At 60.5% G+C, this 20,496-nt stretch carries 19 protein-coding genes; 1 reads left to right on the forward strand and 18 read right to left on the reverse strand.

Features of this window, described 5'->3' with window-relative positions; translation table 11 throughout:
• Window positions 1-11: 11 nt before the first annotated feature.
• From thrS to ACWFVE_RS09195, 9 genes are all read right to left on the reverse strand, one after another.
• On the reverse strand, window positions 12-1,934 hold the full coding sequence (gene thrS / locus ACWFVE_RS09155; protein ID WP_447528963.1) for a threonine--tRNA ligase: 1,923 nt from the start codon (window positions 1,932-1,934) through the stop codon (window positions 12-14).
• Window positions 1,935-2,159: 225 nt separating this feature from the next.
• Entirely contained in the window at window positions 2,160-2,612 is a 453-nt protein-coding gene (locus tag ACWFVE_RS09160) for an NUDIX hydrolase (RefSeq protein WP_447528964.1), read from the reverse strand.
• An 8-nt stretch (window positions 2,613-2,620) separates the two neighbouring features.
• Complete coding sequence (nrdF, locus tag ACWFVE_RS09165; protein WP_447528965.1) at window positions 2,621-3,592, reverse strand: class 1b ribonucleoside-diphosphate reductase subunit beta; 972 nt, start codon at window positions 3,590-3,592, stop codon at window positions 2,621-2,623.
• A 24-nt stretch (window positions 3,593-3,616) separates the two neighbouring features.
• Window positions 3,617-5,800, reverse strand: coding sequence for a class 1b ribonucleoside-diphosphate reductase subunit alpha (gene nrdE / locus ACWFVE_RS09170; protein WP_447528966.1), 2,184 nt, complete (start codon window positions 5,798-5,800; stop codon window positions 3,617-3,619).
• Window positions 5,782-6,174, reverse strand: coding sequence for a class Ib ribonucleoside-diphosphate reductase assembly flavoprotein NrdI (nrdI, locus tag ACWFVE_RS09175; protein ID WP_447528967.1), 393 nt, complete (start codon window positions 6,172-6,174; stop codon window positions 5,782-5,784). The genes nrdE and nrdI overlap by 19 nt, the downstream gene beginning before the upstream one ends.
• Before the next feature lie 48 nt (window positions 6,175-6,222).
• Window positions 6,223-6,444 carry a glutaredoxin-like protein NrdH gene (gene nrdH / locus ACWFVE_RS09180; RefSeq protein ID WP_447528968.1) on the reverse strand — a complete coding sequence of 74 codons (222 nt, stop codon included), beginning with the start codon at window positions 6,442-6,444 and terminating at the stop codon, window positions 6,223-6,225.
• Between the two features lie 404 nt (window positions 6,445-6,848).
• Window positions 6,849-7,460 carry a superoxide dismutase gene (locus tag ACWFVE_RS09185; protein WP_447528969.1) on the reverse strand — a complete coding sequence of 204 codons (612 nt, stop codon included), beginning with the start codon at window positions 7,458-7,460 and terminating at the stop codon, window positions 6,849-6,851.
• 221 nt (window positions 7,461-7,681) lie between these two features.
• The gene (locus ACWFVE_RS09190; protein WP_447528970.1) at window positions 7,682-8,608 is read right to left on the reverse strand and encodes an electron transfer flavoprotein subunit alpha/FixB family protein; all 927 of its coding nucleotides are present in this window, start codon (window positions 8,606-8,608) and stop codon (window positions 7,682-7,684) included.
• 33 nt (window positions 8,609-8,641) lie between these two features.
• On the reverse strand, window positions 8,642-9,391 hold the full coding sequence (locus tag ACWFVE_RS09195; RefSeq protein WP_447528971.1) for an electron transfer flavoprotein subunit beta/FixA family protein: 750 nt from the start codon (window positions 9,389-9,391) through the stop codon (window positions 8,642-8,644).
• Between the two features lie 430 nt (window positions 9,392-9,821).
• Between ACWFVE_RS09195 and ACWFVE_RS09200 the strand changes: the two genes are divergently transcribed.
• Entirely contained in the window at window positions 9,822-11,486 is a 1,665-nt protein-coding gene (locus ACWFVE_RS09200; protein ID WP_447528972.1) for an electron transfer flavoprotein-ubiquinone oxidoreductase, read from the forward strand.
• A 20-nt stretch (window positions 11,487-11,506) separates the two neighbouring features.
• On the opposite strand, the gene ACWFVE_RS09205 is transcribed toward ACWFVE_RS09200, so the two are convergent.
• From ACWFVE_RS09205 to fabF, 9 genes are read right to left on the reverse strand one after another with little or no spacing between them, the layout of a single operon-like run.
• Window positions 11,507-13,711 (reverse strand): ATP-dependent helicase, encoded by a 2,205-nt coding sequence (locus tag ACWFVE_RS09205; RefSeq protein WP_447528973.1) that lies wholly within the window; start codon window positions 13,709-13,711, stop codon window positions 11,507-11,509.
• Window positions 13,708-14,271 carry a DUF1285 domain-containing protein gene (locus tag ACWFVE_RS09210; protein WP_447528974.1) on the reverse strand — a complete coding sequence of 188 codons (564 nt, stop codon included), beginning with the start codon at window positions 14,269-14,271 and terminating at the stop codon, window positions 13,708-13,710. Before ACWFVE_RS09210 ends, ACWFVE_RS09205 begins: the two co-directional genes overlap by 4 nt.
• Window positions 14,272-14,313: 42 nt before the next feature.
• Window positions 14,314-15,144, reverse strand: a complete 831-nt coding sequence (locus ACWFVE_RS09215; protein WP_447528975.1) for a TatD family hydrolase — start codon at window positions 15,142-15,144, stop codon at window positions 14,314-14,316.
• 49 nt (window positions 15,145-15,193) lie between these two features.
• Window positions 15,194-15,529: a PilZ domain-containing protein gene (locus ACWFVE_RS09220; protein WP_447528976.1), complete on the reverse strand. Its 336-nt coding sequence runs from the start codon at window positions 15,527-15,529 to the stop codon at window positions 15,194-15,196.
• Between the two features lie 55 nt (window positions 15,530-15,584).
• Window positions 15,585-16,571: a DNA polymerase III subunit delta' gene (locus ACWFVE_RS09225; RefSeq protein ID WP_447528977.1), complete on the reverse strand. Its 987-nt coding sequence runs from the start codon at window positions 16,569-16,571 to the stop codon at window positions 15,585-15,587.
• A complete protein-coding gene (gene tmk, locus ACWFVE_RS09230; RefSeq protein ID WP_447528978.1) occupies window positions 16,562-17,215 on the reverse strand; it encodes a dTMP kinase in 654 nt (217 codons plus the stop codon). The genes ACWFVE_RS09225 and tmk overlap by 10 nt, the downstream gene beginning before the upstream one ends.
• A 54-nt stretch (window positions 17,216-17,269) precedes the next feature.
• Complete coding sequence (gene mltG, locus ACWFVE_RS09235; RefSeq protein WP_447528979.1) at window positions 17,270-18,277, reverse strand: endolytic transglycosylase MltG; 1,008 nt, start codon at window positions 18,275-18,277, stop codon at window positions 17,270-17,272.
• An 18-nt stretch (window positions 18,278-18,295) separates the two neighbouring features.
• The gene (gene pabC / locus ACWFVE_RS09240; RefSeq protein ID WP_447528980.1) at window positions 18,296-19,096 is read right to left on the reverse strand and encodes an aminodeoxychorismate lyase; all 801 of its coding nucleotides are present in this window, start codon (window positions 19,094-19,096) and stop codon (window positions 18,296-18,298) included.
• Between the two features lie 6 nt (window positions 19,097-19,102).
• Complete coding sequence (fabF, locus tag ACWFVE_RS09245) at window positions 19,103-20,341, reverse strand: beta-ketoacyl-ACP synthase II (RefSeq protein WP_447528981.1); 1,239 nt, start codon at window positions 20,339-20,341, stop codon at window positions 19,103-19,105.
• Window positions 20,342-20,496 lie beyond the last annotated feature (155 nt).

Below are 20,496 nucleotides of genomic sequence, written 5' to 3' on the forward strand. Positions count from 1 at the left end.
GCTCTGTCTCCTTAGGCAATTGACGATGTCGCCAGGGCTGCTCGCTCGGTTGTCACACGCTCGATGAACTCATCGACCGTCATCGTTCCGAGGTTTTCGCCGCTGCGAGTACGCACGGCCACTGAGTCAGCTTCGACTTCCTTATCTCCAACCACTAGAAGATAGGGAATTTTCTGTAACGTGTGTTCACGGATTTTAAAGCCGATCTTCTCGTTCCTCAAGTCCGCCTTGACGCGAAGACCGATTTTTTGCAGGCGTTTTTCCAATTCGAGCGAATAATCACGCTGTGAATCGGTGATATTCATCACGACTACCTGCTCGGGTGCCAGCCATAATGGCATAGCCCCGGCATAATGTTCAATCAGGATGCCGATGAAGCGCTCCATGGAGCCCACGATGGCCCGGTGCAACATGACCGGCGGCTTGCGCTCGCCCTCTTCGGTCACGTACTGCGCGCCCAAGCGCTCGGGCATCATGAAGTCGACCTGCATGGTACCAACCTGCCACTCACGGCCCAGGCAATCCTTCATGTGGTACTCGATCTTGGGGCCGTAGAAGGCGCCTTCGCCGGGGAGCTCCTGCCACTCGACGTCGCAGGCCTTCAAGGCGCCACGCAGCGCGTCTTCCGCCCGGTCCCACACCTCGTCGCTACCGATACGCTTTTCCGGGCGCAGGGCAATCTTGATCGCGATATCCTCGAAACCGAAGTCCTGGTACACCTTGAGCGCCTGGCGGTGGAAGCTGGTCACCTCGGGCTCGACCTGGGCTTCGGTACAAAAGACGTGGCCGTCGTCCTGGGTAAAGGCGCGTACACGCATGATGCCATGCAGCGCACCGGAGGGCTCGTTCCGGTGACAGCCGCCGAACTCGCCAAAGCGTACCGGAAGCTCGCGATAGCTTCTAAGCCCGGAGTTGAATACCTGCACGTGGCCCGGGCAGTTCATCGGCTTCAAGGCGTATTCGCGCTTCTCGGACTCGGTGAAGAACATGCCGTCGGCGTAGTTGTCCCAGTGCCCGGATTTTTTCCAGAGCGAGACGTCCATGATCTGGGGGCAGCGAATTTCCTGGTAGCCGCCTTCTTGATAAACCCGACGCATGTACTGCTCGACCTGCTGCCAAAGCGCCCAGCCATTGGGGTGCCAGAACACCATACCCGGGGCCTCTTCCTGCATATGGAAAAGGTCGAGGCGGCGCGCAAGCTTACGGTGGTCGCGCTTTTCCGCTTCCTCGAGCCGCTTGAGATACGCCTTGAGCTGCTTCTTGTCACCCCAAGCCGTGCCGTAGATACGCGTCAGCATGGCGTTGGAGGCGTCCGCGCGCCAGTAGGCGCCGGCCAGCTTGGTCAGCTTGAACGCCTTTAGATGGCGCGTATTGGGCACGTGGGGCCCACGGCACATGTCCGTGTACTCTTCATGATGGTAGAGCCTGATCTCGGCGCCTTCGGGAATATCGCGAATGATTTCCTGCTTGTAGGGCTCATCGCGGTGCAGGAAGGTGAGCATCGCCTTGTCGCGGTCCACGTACTCGCGCACCACGTCGTACTCCTGCTCGATCAGCGTCTGCATACGCTTTTCGATCGTTTCGAGATCTTCCGAGGAGACGGAGTGGCCAAAATCGATATCGTAATAGAAGCCGTTTTCGATTACCGGGCCAATCGCCATCTTGGCCTCGGGGTATAGCTGCTTGACCGCATGCCCAATCAAATGCGCGGCGGAGTGGCGAATGATTTCGAGCCCCTCCTGATCCTTGGCGGTGATGATCGCCACCTCGGCATCGCGTTCGATCATATCGGCCGCGTCGACCAGTACACCGTCGATCTTTCCCGCGAAGCACGCCTTGGCCAAACCAGGGCCTATCGACGCGGCGAGCTGCATAATGGAAAGCGGTTCATCAAAGGGTCGTTGGCTGCCGTCAGGCAGTGTCACAATGGGCATTCAAGTGTTCCTTGAGCGCAGTGGTGATCCATACCAGGGATCACGTTTCGCTATCAATGGCTTTGGGGGTGAAATCCTGCGCGCAGGCAAGGCCCCGGCCGTCTGGCCGAGCAGTCGCGTAGCCTAGCAGATTTTTCGATAGCGCAATACAAAACGGGAGCCAGGCTCCCGTTTTGCTTATCGAATTAAGCACTTCGACGTCGAAAGCCACCCTGCCGGGCACCTTCATCCACTCAAACGCGCGTCCGCCCACGGAACGACGCAGTCGCGGGTGAGCGGCGCCAGCAGAAGTGTTTTCGCCTGCGCGGGGCTTACCCAGCGTGCTTCGGCGATTTCCGCCGCCGCCTCGACGTGGCCCTCGACGGCCAGGCTGTAAAGCTCGGCGTCGATCAACGTCTGTGCCTCATTGGCCGCGACCGCCCGAACGCGCTTGAAATGCGTAAGCCGTGACGGCTCGACGCAGAGCCCAAGCTCTTCCTGGAGCTCGCGGCAAAGCGCCACATCGCACGCCTCGTTCGGCTCGACCTTGCCACCGGGCTGCATGAAATAGCGGCTGCCCTGCTTACGCACCAACAACAGCCTGCCCGCTTCATCGATCATCATGGCGGCGGCGATGCGCAGCACCTGGCACGCCTCGCCCACCGGCTCTGCTTCGCCCTCAACAGCCGACTCCCTCATGACGGTTCTTAAAACGCCCAGTCGTCGTCTTCGGTGGCAACGGCCTTGCCGATCACATACGAAGAACCCGACCCGGAGAAGAAGTCGTGGTTCTCATCGGCGTTGGGCGAAAGTGCCGCCATGATGGTCGGGTCGACGTCGGTCACGCTGCTCGGGAAGAGCGGCTCGTAGCCCAGGTTCATCAGCGCCTTGTTGGCGTTGTAGTGAAGGAATTTCTTCACGTCTTCCGAGAGACCGACCGCGTCGTAAAGCGATTCGGTATAGCGCACTTCATTATCGTAAAGCTCCAAAAGAAGCTCATAAGCGTAATCTTTCACCGCCTGCTGGCGCTCCGGGCTCGCCTCGGCGAGCGCCTGCTGGAACTTGTAGCCGATGTAGTAGCCGTGCACCGCTTCGTCACGGATGATCAGACGAATCAGATCCGCAGTGTTGGTCAGTTTGGCGTGGCTGGACCAGTACATGGGCAGATAAAAGCCCGAGTAGAACAAAAACGACTCGAGGAAGACGCTGGCCACCTTGCGCATCAAAGGGTCGTCCGAGCGGTAGCGCTCGAGAATCAGCTCGGATTTTGCCTGCAGCGTCGAGTTCTCTTCACTCCAACGAAAGGCGTCGTCGACATCACGCGTCGTACAAAGCGTCGAGAAGATCGAGCTGTAGGAGCGCGCGTGTACCGACTCCATGAAGGCGATATTGGTATAGACCGCCTCTTCGTGGGGCGTGCGCGCATCTTCCATCAATACCGGCGCGCCGATACTGCTCTGAATGGTATCCAGTAGCGTAAGGCCGGTGAATACGCGGATGGTCAGCTGTTTTTCCTGCTGGGTCAGCGTATTCCAGGACTGAATGTCGTTGGACAGCGGCACCTTCTCCGGCAGCCAGAAGTTGCTGGTTAGGCGGTTCCAGACCTCCAGGTCCTTGTCGTCTTGCAGGCGGTTCCAGTTAACGGCATCGACCCGTGATAAGCGTTGCATGGTGGTCATCAAATGATCTCTTTCGTTACGTGGTTACAGCGTGCAGGAAACGCAGCCTTCGACTTCGGTACCTTCCAGCGCACTTTGGCGCAGGCGGATGTAGTAAAGCGTCTTGATGCCTTTACGCCAGGCGTGGATCTGCGCCTTGTTGATATCCCGGGTCGTTGCGGTATCCGGGAAGAAGAGCGTCAGCGAAAGCCCCTGATCCACGTGCTTGGACGCCTCGGCGTAGGTATCGATGATCTTCTCGGGGCCGATTTCATAGGCGTCCTGGAAGTAGTCGAAATTCGCTTCGTTCAAAAACGGCGCCGGGTAGTACACGCGGCCAAGCTTGCCCTCTTTACGAATCTCGATCTTCGCTGCCACCGGATGAATACTGGAGGTGGAGTGATTGATATAAGAGATCGAGCCGGTAGGCGGCACGGCCTGCAGGTTACGATTATAAAGCCCGTGCTCCATGACCGAGGCCTTGAGCTCTTCCCAGTCGCTCTGGGTGGGCAACGCAATGCCGCTGCGCTCGAAAAGTCCACGCACTTTTTCGGTTTTCGGCAGCCACGCTTCATTGACGTACTTGTCGAAGAACGTGCCCGAGGCGTAGGTGGAATCCGCAAAACCGGCAAAGGTATCGCCATGCTCGATGGCCAATTGATTCGAGGCGCGAATGGCGTAAAACGCGACGCAGTAGAAGTACAGGTTGGTAAAGTCCAACCCCTCTTCAGAGCCGTAGTAGATGTGCTCGCGGGCCAAAAAGCCGTGCAGGTTCATCTGACCGAGGCCGATGGCGCGAGACTGGGCGTTGCCTTCGGCGATAGAGGGAACGCTTTTGAGGTTGCTCATCTCGGAAACCGCGGTCAAACCGCGAATCGCGATATCCACGCTGGTACCGATATCGCCGGAATCCATCACCTTGGCGATGTTCATCGAGCCCAGGTTGCAGGAGATATCCTGGCCGATTTTGCTGTAGTTCAGATCCTCGTCGTACTCGGTCGGTGTATTGACCTGAAGAATCTCCGAGCAGAGGTTACTCATGTTGATACGCCCGGCGATCGGGTTGGCGCGATTCACCGTATCTTCGAACATGATGTAGGGGTAGCCGGACTCGAACTGCAGCTCGGCCAGCACCTGGAAAAACGCCCGGGCGTTGATCTTTTGCTTGCGAATACGCACGTCGGCGACCATGTCGTGGTAGTTCTCGGTCACGCTGACATCGCCAAACGGCTTGCCGTAGACCCGCTCCACGTCGTAGGGCGAGAACAGATACATGTCGTCGTTGCGCTTGGCGAGCTCGAACGTAATATCCGGGATCGTCACGCCAAGGGAGAGCGTTTTGATGCGGATTTTTTCATCCGCGTTTTCGCGCTTGGTATCCAGAAAACGCAGGATATCCGGGTGGTGAGCGTTGAGATACACCGCACCGGCCCCCTGGCGCGCCCCTAGCTGGTTGGCGTAGGAGAAAGCGTCTTCCAAAAGCTTCATGATCGGGATGATGCCCGAAGACTGGTTCTCGATGCGCTTGATCGGCGCGCCGGCTTCGCGAATGTTGCTCAGCAAAAACGCTACGCCGCCGCCGCGCTTGGAGAGCTGCAGCGCCGAGTTGATCGAGCGGCCGATCGACTCCATGTTGTCTTCGATACGCAGCAAAAAGCACGACACCAGCTCACCGCGCTGCTGCTTACCGCAGTTCAAAAAGGTCGGCGTGGCCGGCTGAAAACGGCCGCTGATGATCTCGTCCACCAGCGACTTGGCAAGCGCCTCTTCGCCGCGCGCAAGCGTGAGCGCTACCATGCATACGCGGTCTTCATAGCGTTCCAGGTAGCGCTTGCCATCGAAGGTCTTCAGCGTGTAGCTGGTGTAGTACTTGAATGCGCCCAAAAAGCTCGGAAAACGAAACTTGTAAGCGTAGGCCTGCTCGAAAAGCGCCTTGACGAAAGCGGGCGCGTATTGATCGAGCACGCTGGCTTCGTAGTACTGTTCTTCGACCAGATAGTCGAGCTTCTCTTCCAACGAATGGAAGAACACCGTGTTCTGGTTGACGTGCTGCAGAAAGTACTGGCGCGCCGCTTCGCGGTCCTTGTCGAGCTGAAGCTCGCCGTTGGCCCCGTAAAGGTTCAGCATGGCGTTCAACGCATGATAATCCAGCGTGCGCGCCTGCGCCGTCTCTGCGGCAGGTTTCTTCGTTTCAGACACGTTGGTAGTGGCTACGTTTGTCGTTTCCAAAACTCTTCTACTCCTTTGCGAACCCTGGCGACGTCATCGTCAGTGCCAAAAAGCTCAAATCGATAAAGCAGCGGCACCTGGCACTTGTGCGCGATGATGCGCCCCGCCAGCCCGTACGCCTCGCCAAAATTGGTATTGCCAGCAGCAATGACGCCTCGTATGAGGCGCCGGTTATGCTCATCGTTCAAAAAGCGGATCACCGGCCCCGGTACCGCCCCTTCGCTCTCGCCACCGCCATAGGTGGGCGTGATGAGCACATAGGGGGTTTCGATATGTAGCGCCGGGTCGTTGCGGTTGATCGGCAGCCGGTGCGCCGAAAGCCCCAGCTTTTCAATGAAACGATGGGTGTTGCCTGATTTGGTGGAAAAGTACACCAGCGTACCAGGCAACGGGGTGTGAGGCTTTGTTGACACGGCCGCAGATTAAGCGAGTGCCTGAATACGGTCCGGGCGGAAACCCGACCAGTGATCGTCGCCCGCTACAACGACGGGCAACTGACGATAGCCCAGCGCTTCGACTTCTTTTTGCGCGCCGTCTTCAGCGGTGATATCGATCACGGTGTACTCGATTCCCTGCTTGTCCATCGCGCGGTAGGTGGCGGTGCACTGAACGCAGGCAGGCTTGCTATAAATCTGGATCGCCATGGCTATTTTCCCTTTTCATAGCGGCATTTTTGGGGTAGGCACATGTAGTACCCGCCCCTTTCGAAAGACACTACGAATACTATATATAGATCACAGCAAAATCAATTCAAGCATATCTAGTATTTTTTAATCCACAGGTTATTGACAAACTATGCCCAGCATAGCGATGCGGCCCCCGCGCAGGGTGGCGTTAAAAAAGCGAATTGTTAGCGCCGGATCGGCCGAATAAAATACGTTTTATCGGTTAAAAAATGCCCCTTTCGCGCTTTGCCTCGAAACGCGGTCCGACTGATCGAGCGCTGGCCGTTCGACCAAAAAATGTCTTGTCCACAGCAAAAAAAAGCCCGGCTCTAAGCCGGGCTTTTTTACGTGACGCGTTATGCGCGCACTAAGACGAACGCTTTTTAGGCAATAGCGGCCTGGTAGCGGCGCTCGACTTCTTCCCAATTGACGACGTCGAAGAAGGCAGCGATGTAGTCAGGGCGCTTGTTCTGATACTTCAGGTAGTAAGCGTGCTCCCAAACATCGATACCCAGCAGCGGCGTGTTACCGTCCATCAGCGGGCTGTTCTGGTTGAGGGTGTTCTCGACTACCAGCTTTTTCTGCGGCGTCACACTGAGCCATGCCCAGCCGCTACCGAAACGGCCAACGGCGGCTTTCTTGAACTCTTCTTTAAAGGTGTCGAAACCACCCAGCTCGCTTTCGATCGCCTTGGCAACGCTGCCCTGAGGCTGACCGCCGCCATTGGGCGACATCATTTGCCAAAACATGGAGTGGTTGACGTGACCGCCACCGTTGTTGATCACGGCCTGGCGCTTGGCTTCCGGAACACGGTCCAGGTTGGCAACCAGCTCTTCGATCGCGACGTCTTCAAGGCCAGTGCCTTCAAGTGCGCTGTTTAGATTGGTCACGTAGGTGTTGTGGTGACGCGAATGGTGAATTTCCATTGTCATCGCATCGATGTGCGGCTCGAGCGCGTCGTAGGCATACGGTAGTTCAGGTAGTGTATGTGCCATGTCATCATCTCCTTGAGTGACTTTCGATCTTCACATCAGTAGGTGCGGTCACGCCCTACTCTTTTCAACCATTCAAGCGGATTCTTTACTCAAAATGCAAACGCCGTCCGCTGGTGCGTGCCCCTAGCACTTTAGCTAACAAACAGGGCTTTATCTAATAGTGACGCAATAAAAAGCCGGCTGCAAAGCAGCCGGCTAAAATGGGCGGCAAGATGGCAGGCCTAAAGCTTGCTTTCGAGCGCCGGCAAGAGTTCGAATAGATCGCCTACCAGGCCGTAATCGGCGACCTGAAAGATCGGCGCTTCTTCGTCCTTGTTGATCGCAACGATCACTTTTGAATCTTTCATACCGGCCAAGTGCTGAATCGCCCCGGAGATACCCACCGCGATGTACAGATCGGGGGCGACGATTTTGCCGGTCTGGCCCACCTGCATGTCGTTGGGTACATAACCTGCATCCACCGCGGCGCGGGACGCACCGACCGCAGCACCCAGTTTGTCGGCGATGCCGTCGAGCAGTTTGAAGTTCTCGCCGTTACCCATACCGCGCCCGCCGGAGATCACCACCTTGGCGCCACCAAGCTCGGGGCGGTCTGACTGGGCGAGTTCTTCGCTGACGAACTGCGACTGGGTATTCTCGACGACAGTATCCACCGCCTCGATCGCGGCGCTGCCGCCCTCGCTCACCGCGTCGAACGCGGTGGTGCGCACGGTCATGACTTTCAGCGCGTCGTCGCTTTTTACCGTGGCGATGGCGTTGCCGGCGTAGATCGGACGCTTGAACGTATCGGCGCTATCGACCGCCAGTATCTCGGAGAGCTGGCTGACGTCCTTGAGCGCGGCGACGCGCGGCAGCACGTTTTTACCCGTGGTCGAGGCGCTGGCTAGAATGTGGGTATAGTCGTCGGCGAGGGCGACTAAAAGCGCGCCCAGCGGCTCGGCGAGCTGGTGGGCATAAACGCTGTGGTCGGCCAGGCGCACGCGGCTGACGCCGTCGAGCCTGGCCGCGGCGTCGGCTGCGGCCTGTACGCTTTCACCAGCGACCAGTACGTCGATATCACCGCCGATCTCGCGGGCAGCGGCCACGACGTGGGCAGTTGCGCTAGCGAGCTGGCCTTCGTGCAGCTCGGCAAGTACCAGAATACTCATGGATGACTCCTTAAAAACGGATGAACGCGACGGTTAAAGGACCTTGGCTTCGTTTTTGAGCTTATCGATCAGCTCGTCCACCGAGGCCACTTTCACCCCGCCCTTGCGCTCTGCCGGTGTTTCGACCTTGACGAGGCTCACTTTCGATGCCATCTCGACGCCGTAGTCCGCCGGCGTTTTTACATCCAGCGGCTTCTTCTTGGCTTTCATGATATCGGGGAGCTTGGCGTAGCGCGGCTCGTTCAGGCGCAGGTCAGTGGTCACGATTGCCGGAAGTTTCAGCGCAACGACCTGCAGGCCGCCGTCGATTTCCCGGGTCACGTTGACCTTGTCACCATCCACGGCCACCTCGGAGGCGAAGGTGCCCTGGGCCATGTTGGTGAGCGCGGCCAGCATCTGGCCGGTCTGGTTGTTATCGGTGTCGATTGCCTGCTTGCCAAGAATCACAAGCCCGGGCTGTTCTTCCTCGACCACTTTGGCCAGCAGTTTGGCGACGGCCAGCGACTCGGCGCGCTCGTCGGTTTCGATCTGGATCGCGCGATCGGCGCCCAGCGCCAGCGCCGTGCGCAGCTGCTCCTGAGCGGCCTTGGGGCCGATGGTAACGGCCACGACTTCGGTGGCCACGCCTTTCTCTTTCAAGCGCACCGCTTCTTCCACGGCGATTTCGCAAAAGGGATTCATGGCCATTTTGACGTTAGTGAGATCCACGTCAGAATGGTCCGCCTTCACGCGGATTTTCACGTTGTAATCGATGACGCGTTTCACCGCGACCAATACTTTCATAGTTTCCTCGCTTGGCTTGGGGTAAAAGCCTCGACCTGGACAAGCGTGGCCCGGCGTTGGCATTGCGCGCTATCGGCACGCGTAGGCTAACAGCAGCGCCGAGGCGCCATGATGCGGGCGTTCGGCGAAATTCATTCAAGCGTTTGATAGATCGGCTTCAGGTCAATGTGCCACAGCCAGTCAACGCGTCACAATACCCGTCGATCAGCATTTTTGAATAAAAAACGGACTGTCGTCTTCTATTCAGCAAGGCGCCAGGCTTTGCGCCCAAAGCGCCCACAACACCGATAAATACGGGGCGGACCATCGTAGAGGTGACCTGAGACGGGTATTATGCCTATCATTGAGTATAACCAGAAGCAAATGACCGTTTAGAATCAAGGCCGTGTTTTCATAAGATACGGGCCTTATGAGAATAAGGAGAGACCAGGTGGAAAACGCAGAGCGCGATGTCATGGAAATGGACATTGTCATCGTTGGTGCGGGGCCGTCAGGATTGGCGGCCGCCTGCCGACTGATGCAGCAAGCCAACGAAGCCGAACAAGAACTAAGCGTATGCGTGGTGGAAAAAGGCTCGGAAGTAGGCGCCCACATTCTATCCGGCGCCGTATTCGAGCCCCGCGCGCTTAACGAGCTTTTCCCCGACTGGCAAGAACGCGGTGCGCCCCTCAACACCCCGGCGACCCGGGACGATGTCTACCTTTTGAAGGATAGCGAGAAAGGCTGGAAGCTGCCCCATGCGCTGGTGCCCAAAAGCATGCATAACACCGGCGGCGACCAGACCCGCTACGTGATCAGTGCAGGCAACCTGTGCCGTTGGCTGGCCGAACAGGCCGAGGCGCTGGGCGTTGAGATATTCCCGGGCTTCGCCGCCCAAGAGGTGATCATCGAAGACGGCGCAGTGCGCGGCATCGTGGTCGGCGACATGGGGGTGGCCGCGGACGGTACGCCCAAGGATGGCCACATGCCGGGCATGGAGCTTCGCGCCAAATACACCCTCTTCGCCGAGGGCTCCCGCGGGCATTTGGGCAAGCGCCTGATCGAGGAGTTCTCGCTGGACGAAGGGCGTGACCCGCAGCACTACGGTATCGGCTTGAAGGAGCTTTGGGACGTACCCGCCGAACAGCACGAGCCAGGCCTTGTCCTGCACGGCTCCGGCTGGCCGCTGGACAATTCGACCCAGGGCGGCTGGTTTCTTTACCATGCCGAGAACCAGCAAGTGGTCGTTGGGCTGATCATGGACCTGGCCTACCAGAACCCCTGGCTTTCGCCCTTCGATGAATTCCAGCGTATGAAGCACCACCCCACGCTTTCCCAGTACCTGAAAGACGGCAAGCGCGTGGCCTACGGCGCTCGGGCGATCACCAAGGGGGGCTTCAACTGCCTGCCCCGCATGACCTTCCCCGGCGGGCTTTTGATCGGCTGCGATGCGGGCACGCTCAACTTTGCCAAGATCAAGGGCATCCACACCGCCATGAAGTCAGGGCTGGTAGCCGCTGAAAGCGTTTTCGAGGCGGTCAAGGCGGGCGACGAAGGCGCCAATGAGCTGACCGGCTTCAACGACCGGTGGGAAGCGAGCTGGGCGTATGAAGAGCTCAAGGCGAACGCGAGCTTTGGCCCGGCGATGCACAAATACGGCAACGTCGGTGGCGGCGCGTTCAACTTCGTCAACCAGCTGGTCGGCAACAAGCTGCCGACCCTGCGCGACACGGTGACCGACCACGGCGCGCTCAAGCCGGCGGCGGAGTTCGAAAAGATCGACTACCCCAAACCCGACGGCAAGCTCTCCTTCGATAAATCTTCGTCGGTGTTTTTATCCAACACCAACCACGAAGAGGATCAGCCCTGCCACCTGAAACTTACCGACCCTTCGATTCCCATCGAGCACAACCTGCCCAAATACGCCGAGCCCGCGCAGCGCTACTGTCCGGCAGGGGTATACGAAGTAGTGGAAGACGAGGCGGGCCAGCCGCGTTTTCAGATCAACTTCCAAAACTGCGTGCACTGCAAGACCTGCGATATCAAGGACCCGGCTCAGAACATCACCTGGGTGGCACCGGAAGGCGGCGGCGGGCCCAACTACCCCAATATGTAAGCGTGATGCGGCCGGCCCGGTCAGGCCGGCCCAACGGGGTCGAGGGAGGTAATCGGCGCGCGCCGGGCAATCAAACGGCGCCGCCCGGCCTGAACGAAGCGCACATCGATCACCGGATCGCCTGGACTCCCCTCCACGGCGGCGACCTCACCTTCACCGAACACCTCGTGGCGCAGCTTCTGCCCGGGGTAGAACTCGGCCAGGGTTTGATAAGCGCCTTTCGACTCGTTGACCTCGGCGCAGGCCAGCGTAATATCCTCACGCCCCAAGCGCTTCAAGTAGCGCTCGATGAGCGCTTTGGCGCTCACCTGAAGCGGCATTTCCGGGGCGTTTCCATGATCGAGCGCCTGGGCGATACGCACGCTGTCCGACCAGCTACTCTCCCCAATGAAGCGGCTCGGGCGGTGGGCGCCGCCATCATGAAGGATCAAAAGCTGCTGCTGAGCCCGGGTGATCGCCACGTAGAAAAGCCGCCGCTCCTCCTCGAGGCGCTCGTCGCTTAGCGGGTTATCGCGGCTGTAGTGCGGAAAATCCTCTTCGTTGACCCCGGCCACGGCCACCAGCGGCCATTCGAGCCCCTTGGCGCCGTGTACGGTGCTGATCAAAACCCCGCCTGCCTGGTTCTCCACCGGGCGCTCGAGCAGCTCGATAAAGGCATCCGGATCGTTGACACTTTCCGCCTGTTCGATCAGCACGTCGAGCAGACGCACGTCCTCCTCGCCCTTGTCACGACGCGCGGCGGCCCGCTTGAGCGTCTTTTCCGCCTCGATGGTGGTCACCACGTGTTGTAAAAGCTTCGCCGGGGGCCAGGCACTAAGGCGCGGCAGCTCACAAAGAAGCTCCCAACGCTTTTTGAGCGTGCGCCGCTGAATCGGCTTGAGCGATGCGATGATCGGGTCGCTGCGCTCGGGAAAGGTTTGGGTGGCCGCTAGCTGGTGCGCCAGCTGGCTTAGCCGCTCGCGGGCCACGAAAGGCGTAGGCTGGGCCAAAAGCAAGAGCAGTTGGGCCGGGTCGTGCAAAAGTGCCGGACGGCGCGCGAGTTTCAGATAGCCCGCCAGCGCCTGCACCAGGGGCAGGCGAAACACGAAACGGTCCTCGCGCAGCAGCCGGAAAGGAATACCTGCCTGCAAAAGCGCCAGCTGAAACGGCACCGACAGCGCCCAACTGCGCACCAGCAGGCTCGCCTCGTCGAAACGCCGCCCCTTCGCCTGCCAGTCGCTCAGCGCGTCGAGTAAAAGCCGCGTGCCTTGGCCTGCGTGAATATGGGTCGCCGCGCTTGCCGGGGCGGCCAGACAGAGCTGGTCGGGCCGGCGAACGTTGTTCATGATGGCGTGATTGGCGGCCAGCGCCAGCGCGTGGCCATGGCGAAAGGTGGTCGATAGTGGATAGTCGGCGGCGCGGCCGAAGGTGGCGGTGAAGTTTTCGAGCATGGTGTCCGGCCGCGCCCCGCGCCACTCGTAGATACACTGGTTGGCATCGCCCACCGCCATCACGCTCGCCGACGGCCCGGCCAGCACCTTCAAAAGGCGCTGCTGAGCGGTATTGATATCCTGGTACTCGTCGATGATGACGTGATCGAGAAACCCTTCGACGCGGCCTCTAAGCGAGGCGTCCGCCTCCAGCGCGCGAAGCGGCCGGTAGAGCAGATCGGCGTAGGTCATCAGGGCGTGACTTTCCAAAAGCCGCTCTGCCTCGTGAAAAGCGTCAGGAAAGTAGTCGCTCTCGTCGTCGAGATTCAGCCGCTCGAAGAGCGCCTCCGGCGTGCACATATCGGCTTTGACCAGCCCGCAGAAGTGGGCCAGGGTTTCCAGGCGGTCCGCGTCCAGGGCCGTATCGCGGCGCTCGGCCTGGTCGGCCAGTACGTTCAAGCTCGCCTGGCGCAGCAGCCGCTCTAGCTGCCAGTCCGCGGAGAGCAGCTGTCGCGAGGCAAGCGCCCCCCAGCGGCAAAGGCTTTGGGTCAGCCGGTGGCCCAACGAGTGAAAGGTGCGCACATCGGGTAGCGGCTGCCCTTTAGGGGCCATGCTCGCCAGACGGCGCTGAAAGTCCTCCCGGGCGGAGCGGTTGAACATCAGCACCAGTATCCGTTTGGGCGCCACCCCGTTTTCGAGTAGCTGCAGCACCCGCGCCGCCATGGTGGTGGTCTTACCCGCACCGGCCACCGCGGCGACGCGCGCATGACCGTTAACGTGGCCAACGACCGCGTGCTGTTCCGGGGTTAACTTCACGGCGTCTCGCTATCGCTACTTGAAGCGCTATCCAGCTCGCCCAGGGGGTAGTACTGACCGGCGCTCTCCAGGCAAAGCCGCTGACCCGCTGCGCTCTCCTCGAGGAGGGCCTGGTCGATCAACCGGTAGAACACGTTGCGATGAAGCCGCGCGGTCAGGCCAAAGCGAATGGCGACTTCCGGCATCCAGTCGCCATTCGGCGCGGCACTCAAGGTCATGGGGTGCACGTCGTCCAGGCGGACGACGTCGTCGAACTGGGTGGTGAACCACCAGGCGCCCTCTTTGAAATCCGCCTCGACGATGACGAAGGGGCAGTCTTCAACGGTGACCCGCCAGCGCTCGACCGGGGTCACCAGGCAAATACCGGCCTCGTCCCGGCGCAGCAGGCGCGCCAGCAGGTGCGGGATCTCCGGGCGCGCAAAGCCGGTGCCTTCGTGGCGCCAGCTGCCGTCGGCTTGAATGACGATATCGATATCGCCGGAAAGCGCGGGCTGCCACTGATCCACCGGCGGAATATTCGCAGTAGCGGGCTGATGTTTGAGCAGTCGATCGATATTCATGGCGTCCTCAACCGCATGGTGTAAGCGTGACTCGAGTATGGTTCAAACCAGGCCGGATTGCGCTAGCGCCTGTTGGACATGGGCCGGAGCGTCGGGCACGGCGCCGCGAAAGAGCCGGTAAAAGTTGGCCGTGGTTTGCATGGCGACCTCGTCGACGCTGATGCCGCGCTCTGCGGCGATGCACTCGGCGACTTCCACCACCCAGGCGGGCTCGTTGGCCTTGCCGCGGTAAGGCACGGGGGCCAAATAGGGGCTATCGGTTTCGATCAACAGCCGGTCCAGCGGCAGCGCCTGGGCAAGCTCTTTGAGCGAGGCAGCGCTTGCAAAGGTAATGATGCCTGACAGCGAAATATAAAACCCGAGCCGTATCGCTTCGCGGGCCATGTCGATATCTTCGGTAAAGCAGTGCAGCACGCCGGCCACACTTGGGTCGGTGTGAGCACGCAGCAGCGCCAGCGTATCCTCTTTGGCCTCGCGGGTATGCACCACCACGGGAAGTTCGAGCTCGGTAGCGGCGATTAGGTGGCGCTTGAAGCGCTCGTGCTGCACCTCGACACCGACACTGTCGCGGTAGTGGTAATCGAGCCCGGTTTCGCCGATGGCCACGACGCCGTACTGCTCGGCGGCCTCCTTGATATCCTCGACGCTCGGCTCGACCTCGACGCTTGCCAGCGGGTGAAGCCCCGCGGAGATCGCCACGTCCTGGTGTTTGCGCGAAAGCGCAGCCAGCCCGGGCATATCGTCGAGAGTCACCGCAATGGCCAAAAACTGATTGACGCGCGCCGCGCGCGCCGCATCGAGCGCGGCATCGACGTCGCCGCCGTGGGTACTTTCCGAGAGACGGTCCAGGTGGCAGTGCGAATCAACAAACATTCGAGCCTCGATAAACAGTGGAGCAAATAAAAGCGATAGAAAGGCGTGGCTAGAGGGTAAACGAAGCCGGCGCGCTATCCAGCTGGCCGGCCAATAACGTTTCGATCTTGTCGCGCACCGGGTAGTCCTGATGGCTAAAGTGGACCCCGATGCCCGCCATGCGCCGCCCGCTGATACCAGCAGGCGAGACCCATACGACGTTTCCGGTCACGCTGAGCCGTTCGCTTTCACCGGGCAGGGTAATCAGCAGATGCACCACCTGGCCGAGGCTATAGAACGTCTCGACGGGCACGAATATGCCGCCTCGCTCTAAATAAGGCATGTAGGCCGATAGCAGCGTGGGAATATCCGGCACCGTTAGCGAAAGCGCTTTTTGAGCGGTCATCGATACCTCCTGGACAGTGGGCGGCGGTAGAGACGGGTAGCGGCTCGGCTCCCGGTCAGGAGCGTAAAAGCGCCGACCAGCGTACCAGCCAGGCTTCGAGCACCAGCTGCGGGTTGGGGTTGGCGCCGACAAAAAGGAGCCGACGTTGTTCCCGCGCGTAGTCCAGAAGCCTAAACCAGTCCTGAACACGGGCGTTTTTCACCGCCTGGCGATAAAGAGGTTCCAAATCCGGGTTATGAAGCGCCGTGGTTTGCCCGGTCAGCCCCAGCCGAATCAGGTCTTCGAGCCAGGCGATACCGTACCATAGAATGGCGTCGATCGCCTGACGATCGAGCCTGGCCGCTTCGGAAACCGGCTCGGCGCCGCGCACCAGCTGCTCGAAGCTGTCGTGGATCTGGTGGCGCAGCGCGCGCTCGTCCGGGGCGGCAAGTTCCACGGCCAAAAGCGGCAGACCGCCGGAGACCTGCCACCAAAAATGCGCCTCTTCACTGCCCAACTGCTCGGTCAGCCAGCCCTGGCAGCGCTCGAAGGCCACATTGGGTAGCGACCACTGCTGGCAGCGCGAACGGATCGTCGGCAGCATCCGCGACGGCACGTCCGACAGCAAAATGAACAGCGTTCTTTCACCGGGCTCTTCGAGGCTTTTGAGCAGCGCGTTGGCGGCGGCGCTGTTCATGGCCTCCGCCGGGCTGATCACGATCACTCGATAGCCGCCCTGCTGAGCGGTCTGGTGAACGAAGCGGTTGACCTCGCGAATCGGATCGATACGGATTTGGCGCTTGCCTTCGTCGAGCGCAATACGCATCAAATCCGGATGATAGCCCGAGGCCAGCATACTGCAGCTGTGGCAGTGCCCACACGCCTGGCCGTTTTCGGGGTGCGCGCAGAGTGTGCGCGCGACCAGTGCCTCGGCCAGCTGCTGCTTGCCGACCCCGTGAGCGCCGCTTAAAAGCAGCGCGTGGGGCATGCGCCCCTCCTCGGCCAGCCGGGTGAACTGCTGCCATACTTCGCCATGCCAGGGAAGCAGATCCGCTAGCGCCATGGCAGCACCCGCTCGGTCAGCGCGTTTTCAAGCGCGGCCTGGACCTTTTCGAGCGGCTGTTCCGCATCGATCACCGCAAAGCGTTCGGGGCTGGCATCGGCGCGGGCCCGATAGGCACTTCGCACCGCGCTGAAAAAGTCTGCCTGCTCCTGCTCGAAGCGGTCGCGCTGGGTATTTTCCGCGCGCAGCCGCCCCTCGAGGCGATCCTTGGCCGCCTGAGGGGACATATCCAGCAGCAGGGTCAAATCCGGCGCCAGCCCTTTTTGGACGAACTGCTCGAGGATTTCGATACGCTGGACATCGATACCGCGCCCACCGCCCTGGTAGGCAAAGGTGGCATCGGTGAACCGGTCGCAGACCACCCAAGCCCCGCGCCTAACCGCCGGAATTATTTTCTCGGCCAGGTGCTGGGCCCGAGCGGCGAACATGAGCAGAAGCTCGGCGTCGGTATGCAGCGGCTCGTCGAATGTGGTGGCCAGCAGTAGCGCGCGGATCGATTCGGCAACCGGTGTGCCACCGGGCTCACGCGTGCAGACCACTTCGAGCCCCTGCGCCTCGAGCCAGGCGGCCACAAACGCGACGTTGGTGGACTTGCCCACTCCCTCGCCCCCTTCCAGGGTAATAAAGCGCCCGCGCTCGGTCATTGAAACCTCATAAAAATAGCTTTCCAGCGCCGGGGCTTGCCCGGCGCCCTCTCGTTACTGGTTGCGAATATAGCGGTTGACGGCGTTGTTGTGCTCTCTGAGCGTGCGCGAGAAATAGTGCGTGCCGTCGCCTTTCGATACGAAATAGAGCGTTTCGCCGGGCAGCGGGTTCACCGCCGCCTCCAAAGAAGCCGCACCGGGCATGGCAATCGGTGTGGGGGGCATGCCATCGATCACGTAAGTGTTGTAGGGCGTGGCTTCGCGCAAATCCGCCCGGGTAATACGCCCTTCGTAGCGCTCGCCCATGCCATAAATCACCGTCGGATCGGTTTGCAGGCGCATCCCCTGCTCCATGCGCCGCTTGAACACCCCAGCGATTTCGCGGCGCTCTTCCGGCGCACCGGTTTCACGCTCGATGAGCGAGGCCATGATCAAGGCCTCATAGGGCGTATCGATCGTCAGATCGTCGTCGCGGTTTTGCCAGGCCTCATCGAGCATTCGCTCCATACGCTCGATCGACTGGCGCAGAATGTCCACGTCGCTCATGCCCAAGTGGTAGCGGTAGGTATCCGGAAAAAACCAGCCCTCGGGGTAGGTACCTTCCCGCTCCAAAACCTCCATGACCTCCGCATCGCTCAGCCCGCTGGTTTCGTGGGCGAGCTTTTCGGCACTATCGAGGCGCGCGCGCATCTGAGCAAACGTCCAGCCCTCGGGAACGGTGAGCCGATAGGTAACCACGTTACTGCTTCCCAAAAGCTCCATGACCTCCATCGCGCTCATGTCCGGCGTGATGCGATACTCACCCACCCGCAGCCTGGGTATGCGCTCCGGCGATACCCGGGCCAATAGCCGGAACGCCCAGGTATCATCGACGACGCCTTGCTCGTCGAGCTCGCGAAGGGCCCGGTTGAACCCCGCCCCCGGTGGTACGTAGTAGAGCGTAGGCTCATCGAGTGCCACCGGGGCATTGAGGCGGCTTTGCCAGTACACGTAGCCACCGGCCAACACGGCGGCGGCCAGCACCACCAGAACCAAACCTGCGGTCAGTAACCGTTTCACCATGTTACTCAAAGCCTCGTATCAAAAAGATTCAGGGTAGCCCAACAGGCGGTGCGCCTGGCGTTGAAGAGAAGCATCGCCTCCCCGCCAGGTATTGAGCACCTCGCCCCGGCTATCGAGCAGGGTGCGTACCGGCCAAACGCCCTGAACGGAGTTGCCCACCCAAAGCCCTTCGACGTTTGCAAGCGCGCAAACGTCGAGCTCGCCCTCGAGCACCGCGCCTCGTTCGACGAGCGCTTCACGCAGCGTACCGGCCACCCCACAACGCTCGAGTCCTGGGGTGTAAAAGCGCTTTTGGTCGGACCAAAAAACGTTCATGCTGATCGCCTCGATCACGCGCCCGCCCATGTCGGCCAGAATACCCTCATGAATATCCGGGGACTCCCACTCCTGGCGCGCGAGCACGTTCTCGAGGCGATTCAAGTGTTTGATTCCCGCCAGGCGGGGCTGATGCCCCAAACGGAGATCGCAAAGGCGCACGCATACACCCTCGCGCCAGCGCTCTACCGGGGCCGTAAACGGTCGGCGGCTTAGCAAGAGCCTCGGTTCGGGTGGAAGCGGCGCTTTGTACCCTTGGCCACCGCTGCCCCGGGTCAGCACGAGTTTGAGCACTTCAAGCTCGCTATCCGGGGCGCGGGTAAAGCTTGCCTCTAGATCCGAAAGCGCTGGCATGGGAATTTGCAGGCGCTCACAGCCGCGGGCCAGCCGCTTTACGTGGTAAGACCACAAAAGCGGCTGGCCCGCGCGCATTAGCACCGTCTCGAACAGCCCATCACCATAAGCGAGCCCACGGTCGTCAACGGGCACCTGGGTGGCGGACATGAACGCTTACACCCGCGTAAACAGCAGCGAGCCGTTGGTGCCGCCAAACCCGAAGGAGTTGGAGAGCGTGGTGTCGATGCGCATCTCGCGCGCCGTGTGGGGCACGTAGTCGAGATCACAGCCTGGCTGAGGGTTATCCAGATTGATGGTGGGCGGTGCGACCTGGTCACGAATCGCCAGAATGCAGAATACCGCTTCTACCGCGCCGGCCGCCCCCAGCAGGTGGCCAATCATCGACTTGGTCGAACTGACCGCCACGTTTTTCGCAGCGCTTCCGATCACGCGCTCGATGGCCCGGCTCTCGGCCAGGTCGCCGGCCGCGGTCGACGTACCGTGGGCGTTGATGTAGTCCACCTTCTCCGGGTCGATGGCAGCATCCTTGATGGCGTTGCTCATGGCAAGCGCCGCGCCACGGCCGTCTTCCGGCGGAGCGGTCATGTGATAGGCGTCATCACTCATGCCAAAGCCCGAGAGCTCGGCGTAGATGTTCGCCCCGCGCGCCTTGGCGTGCTCGTACTCTTCGAGCACCAGCACACCGGCGCCATCGGAGAGCACGAAACCGTCGCGATCCACATCCCAGGGGCGGCTAGCCGCTTGGGGGTCGTCGTTGCGCGTAGAAAGCGCCCGCGCCGCGGAGAAACCGCCAAGCCCCAGCGGCGTCGTGGCCATCTCGGCGCCGCCGCACACCATGACGTCGGCATCCCCGTAAGCAATGGTCCGCGCGCTATAACCAATGTTGTGGGTACCGCTGGTACACGCCGTGGTGATCGCAATGTTCGGCCCCTTGAAGCCGTGCTGGATCGCCATATTGCCCGATATCATGTTGATGATGGAGCCCGGTACGAAAAACGGCGAAACTCGCCGCGCCCCGCCCTTGTTGAGCGCATTGTGGTTCTGCTCGATCATTGGCAAACCGCCGATACCCGAACCGATCGCCACGCCAATGCGCGCGGCGTTCTCGTCGGTGCACTCGATACCGGCATCGGTGATGGCCTGACTACCCGCGGCCATGCCGTACTGGATGAACAGGTCCATCTTGCGGGCGTCCTTGGGATTGAGATACCCGCTGATATCGAAATCCTTGACCGACCCTCCAAAGCGCGTATTGAAGCTGCTGGCATCAAAATGCTCGATCGGCGCTATGCCGCTTTTACCCGCAACGATGTTGGCCCATGACTGTTCGACCGTATTGCCGACCGGTGTCACCAGGCCCAACCCGGTGACTACTACCCTTCTTCGCGCCATCAGCTCTCCTCCCGGCATCCTTGGTACAAGACCCTTAACGGCCATTGCTGAAAAATTTTGTCTAGTATAACGGAGATTGTGGGGTGAATTCACTCAACCTCCGACACAAAAAAAGCCGCCCTGAGCCAGGGCGGCTTTTTTCACGCCGGGTAGTC

Source organism: Vreelandella mediterranea, assembly GCF_970647075.1.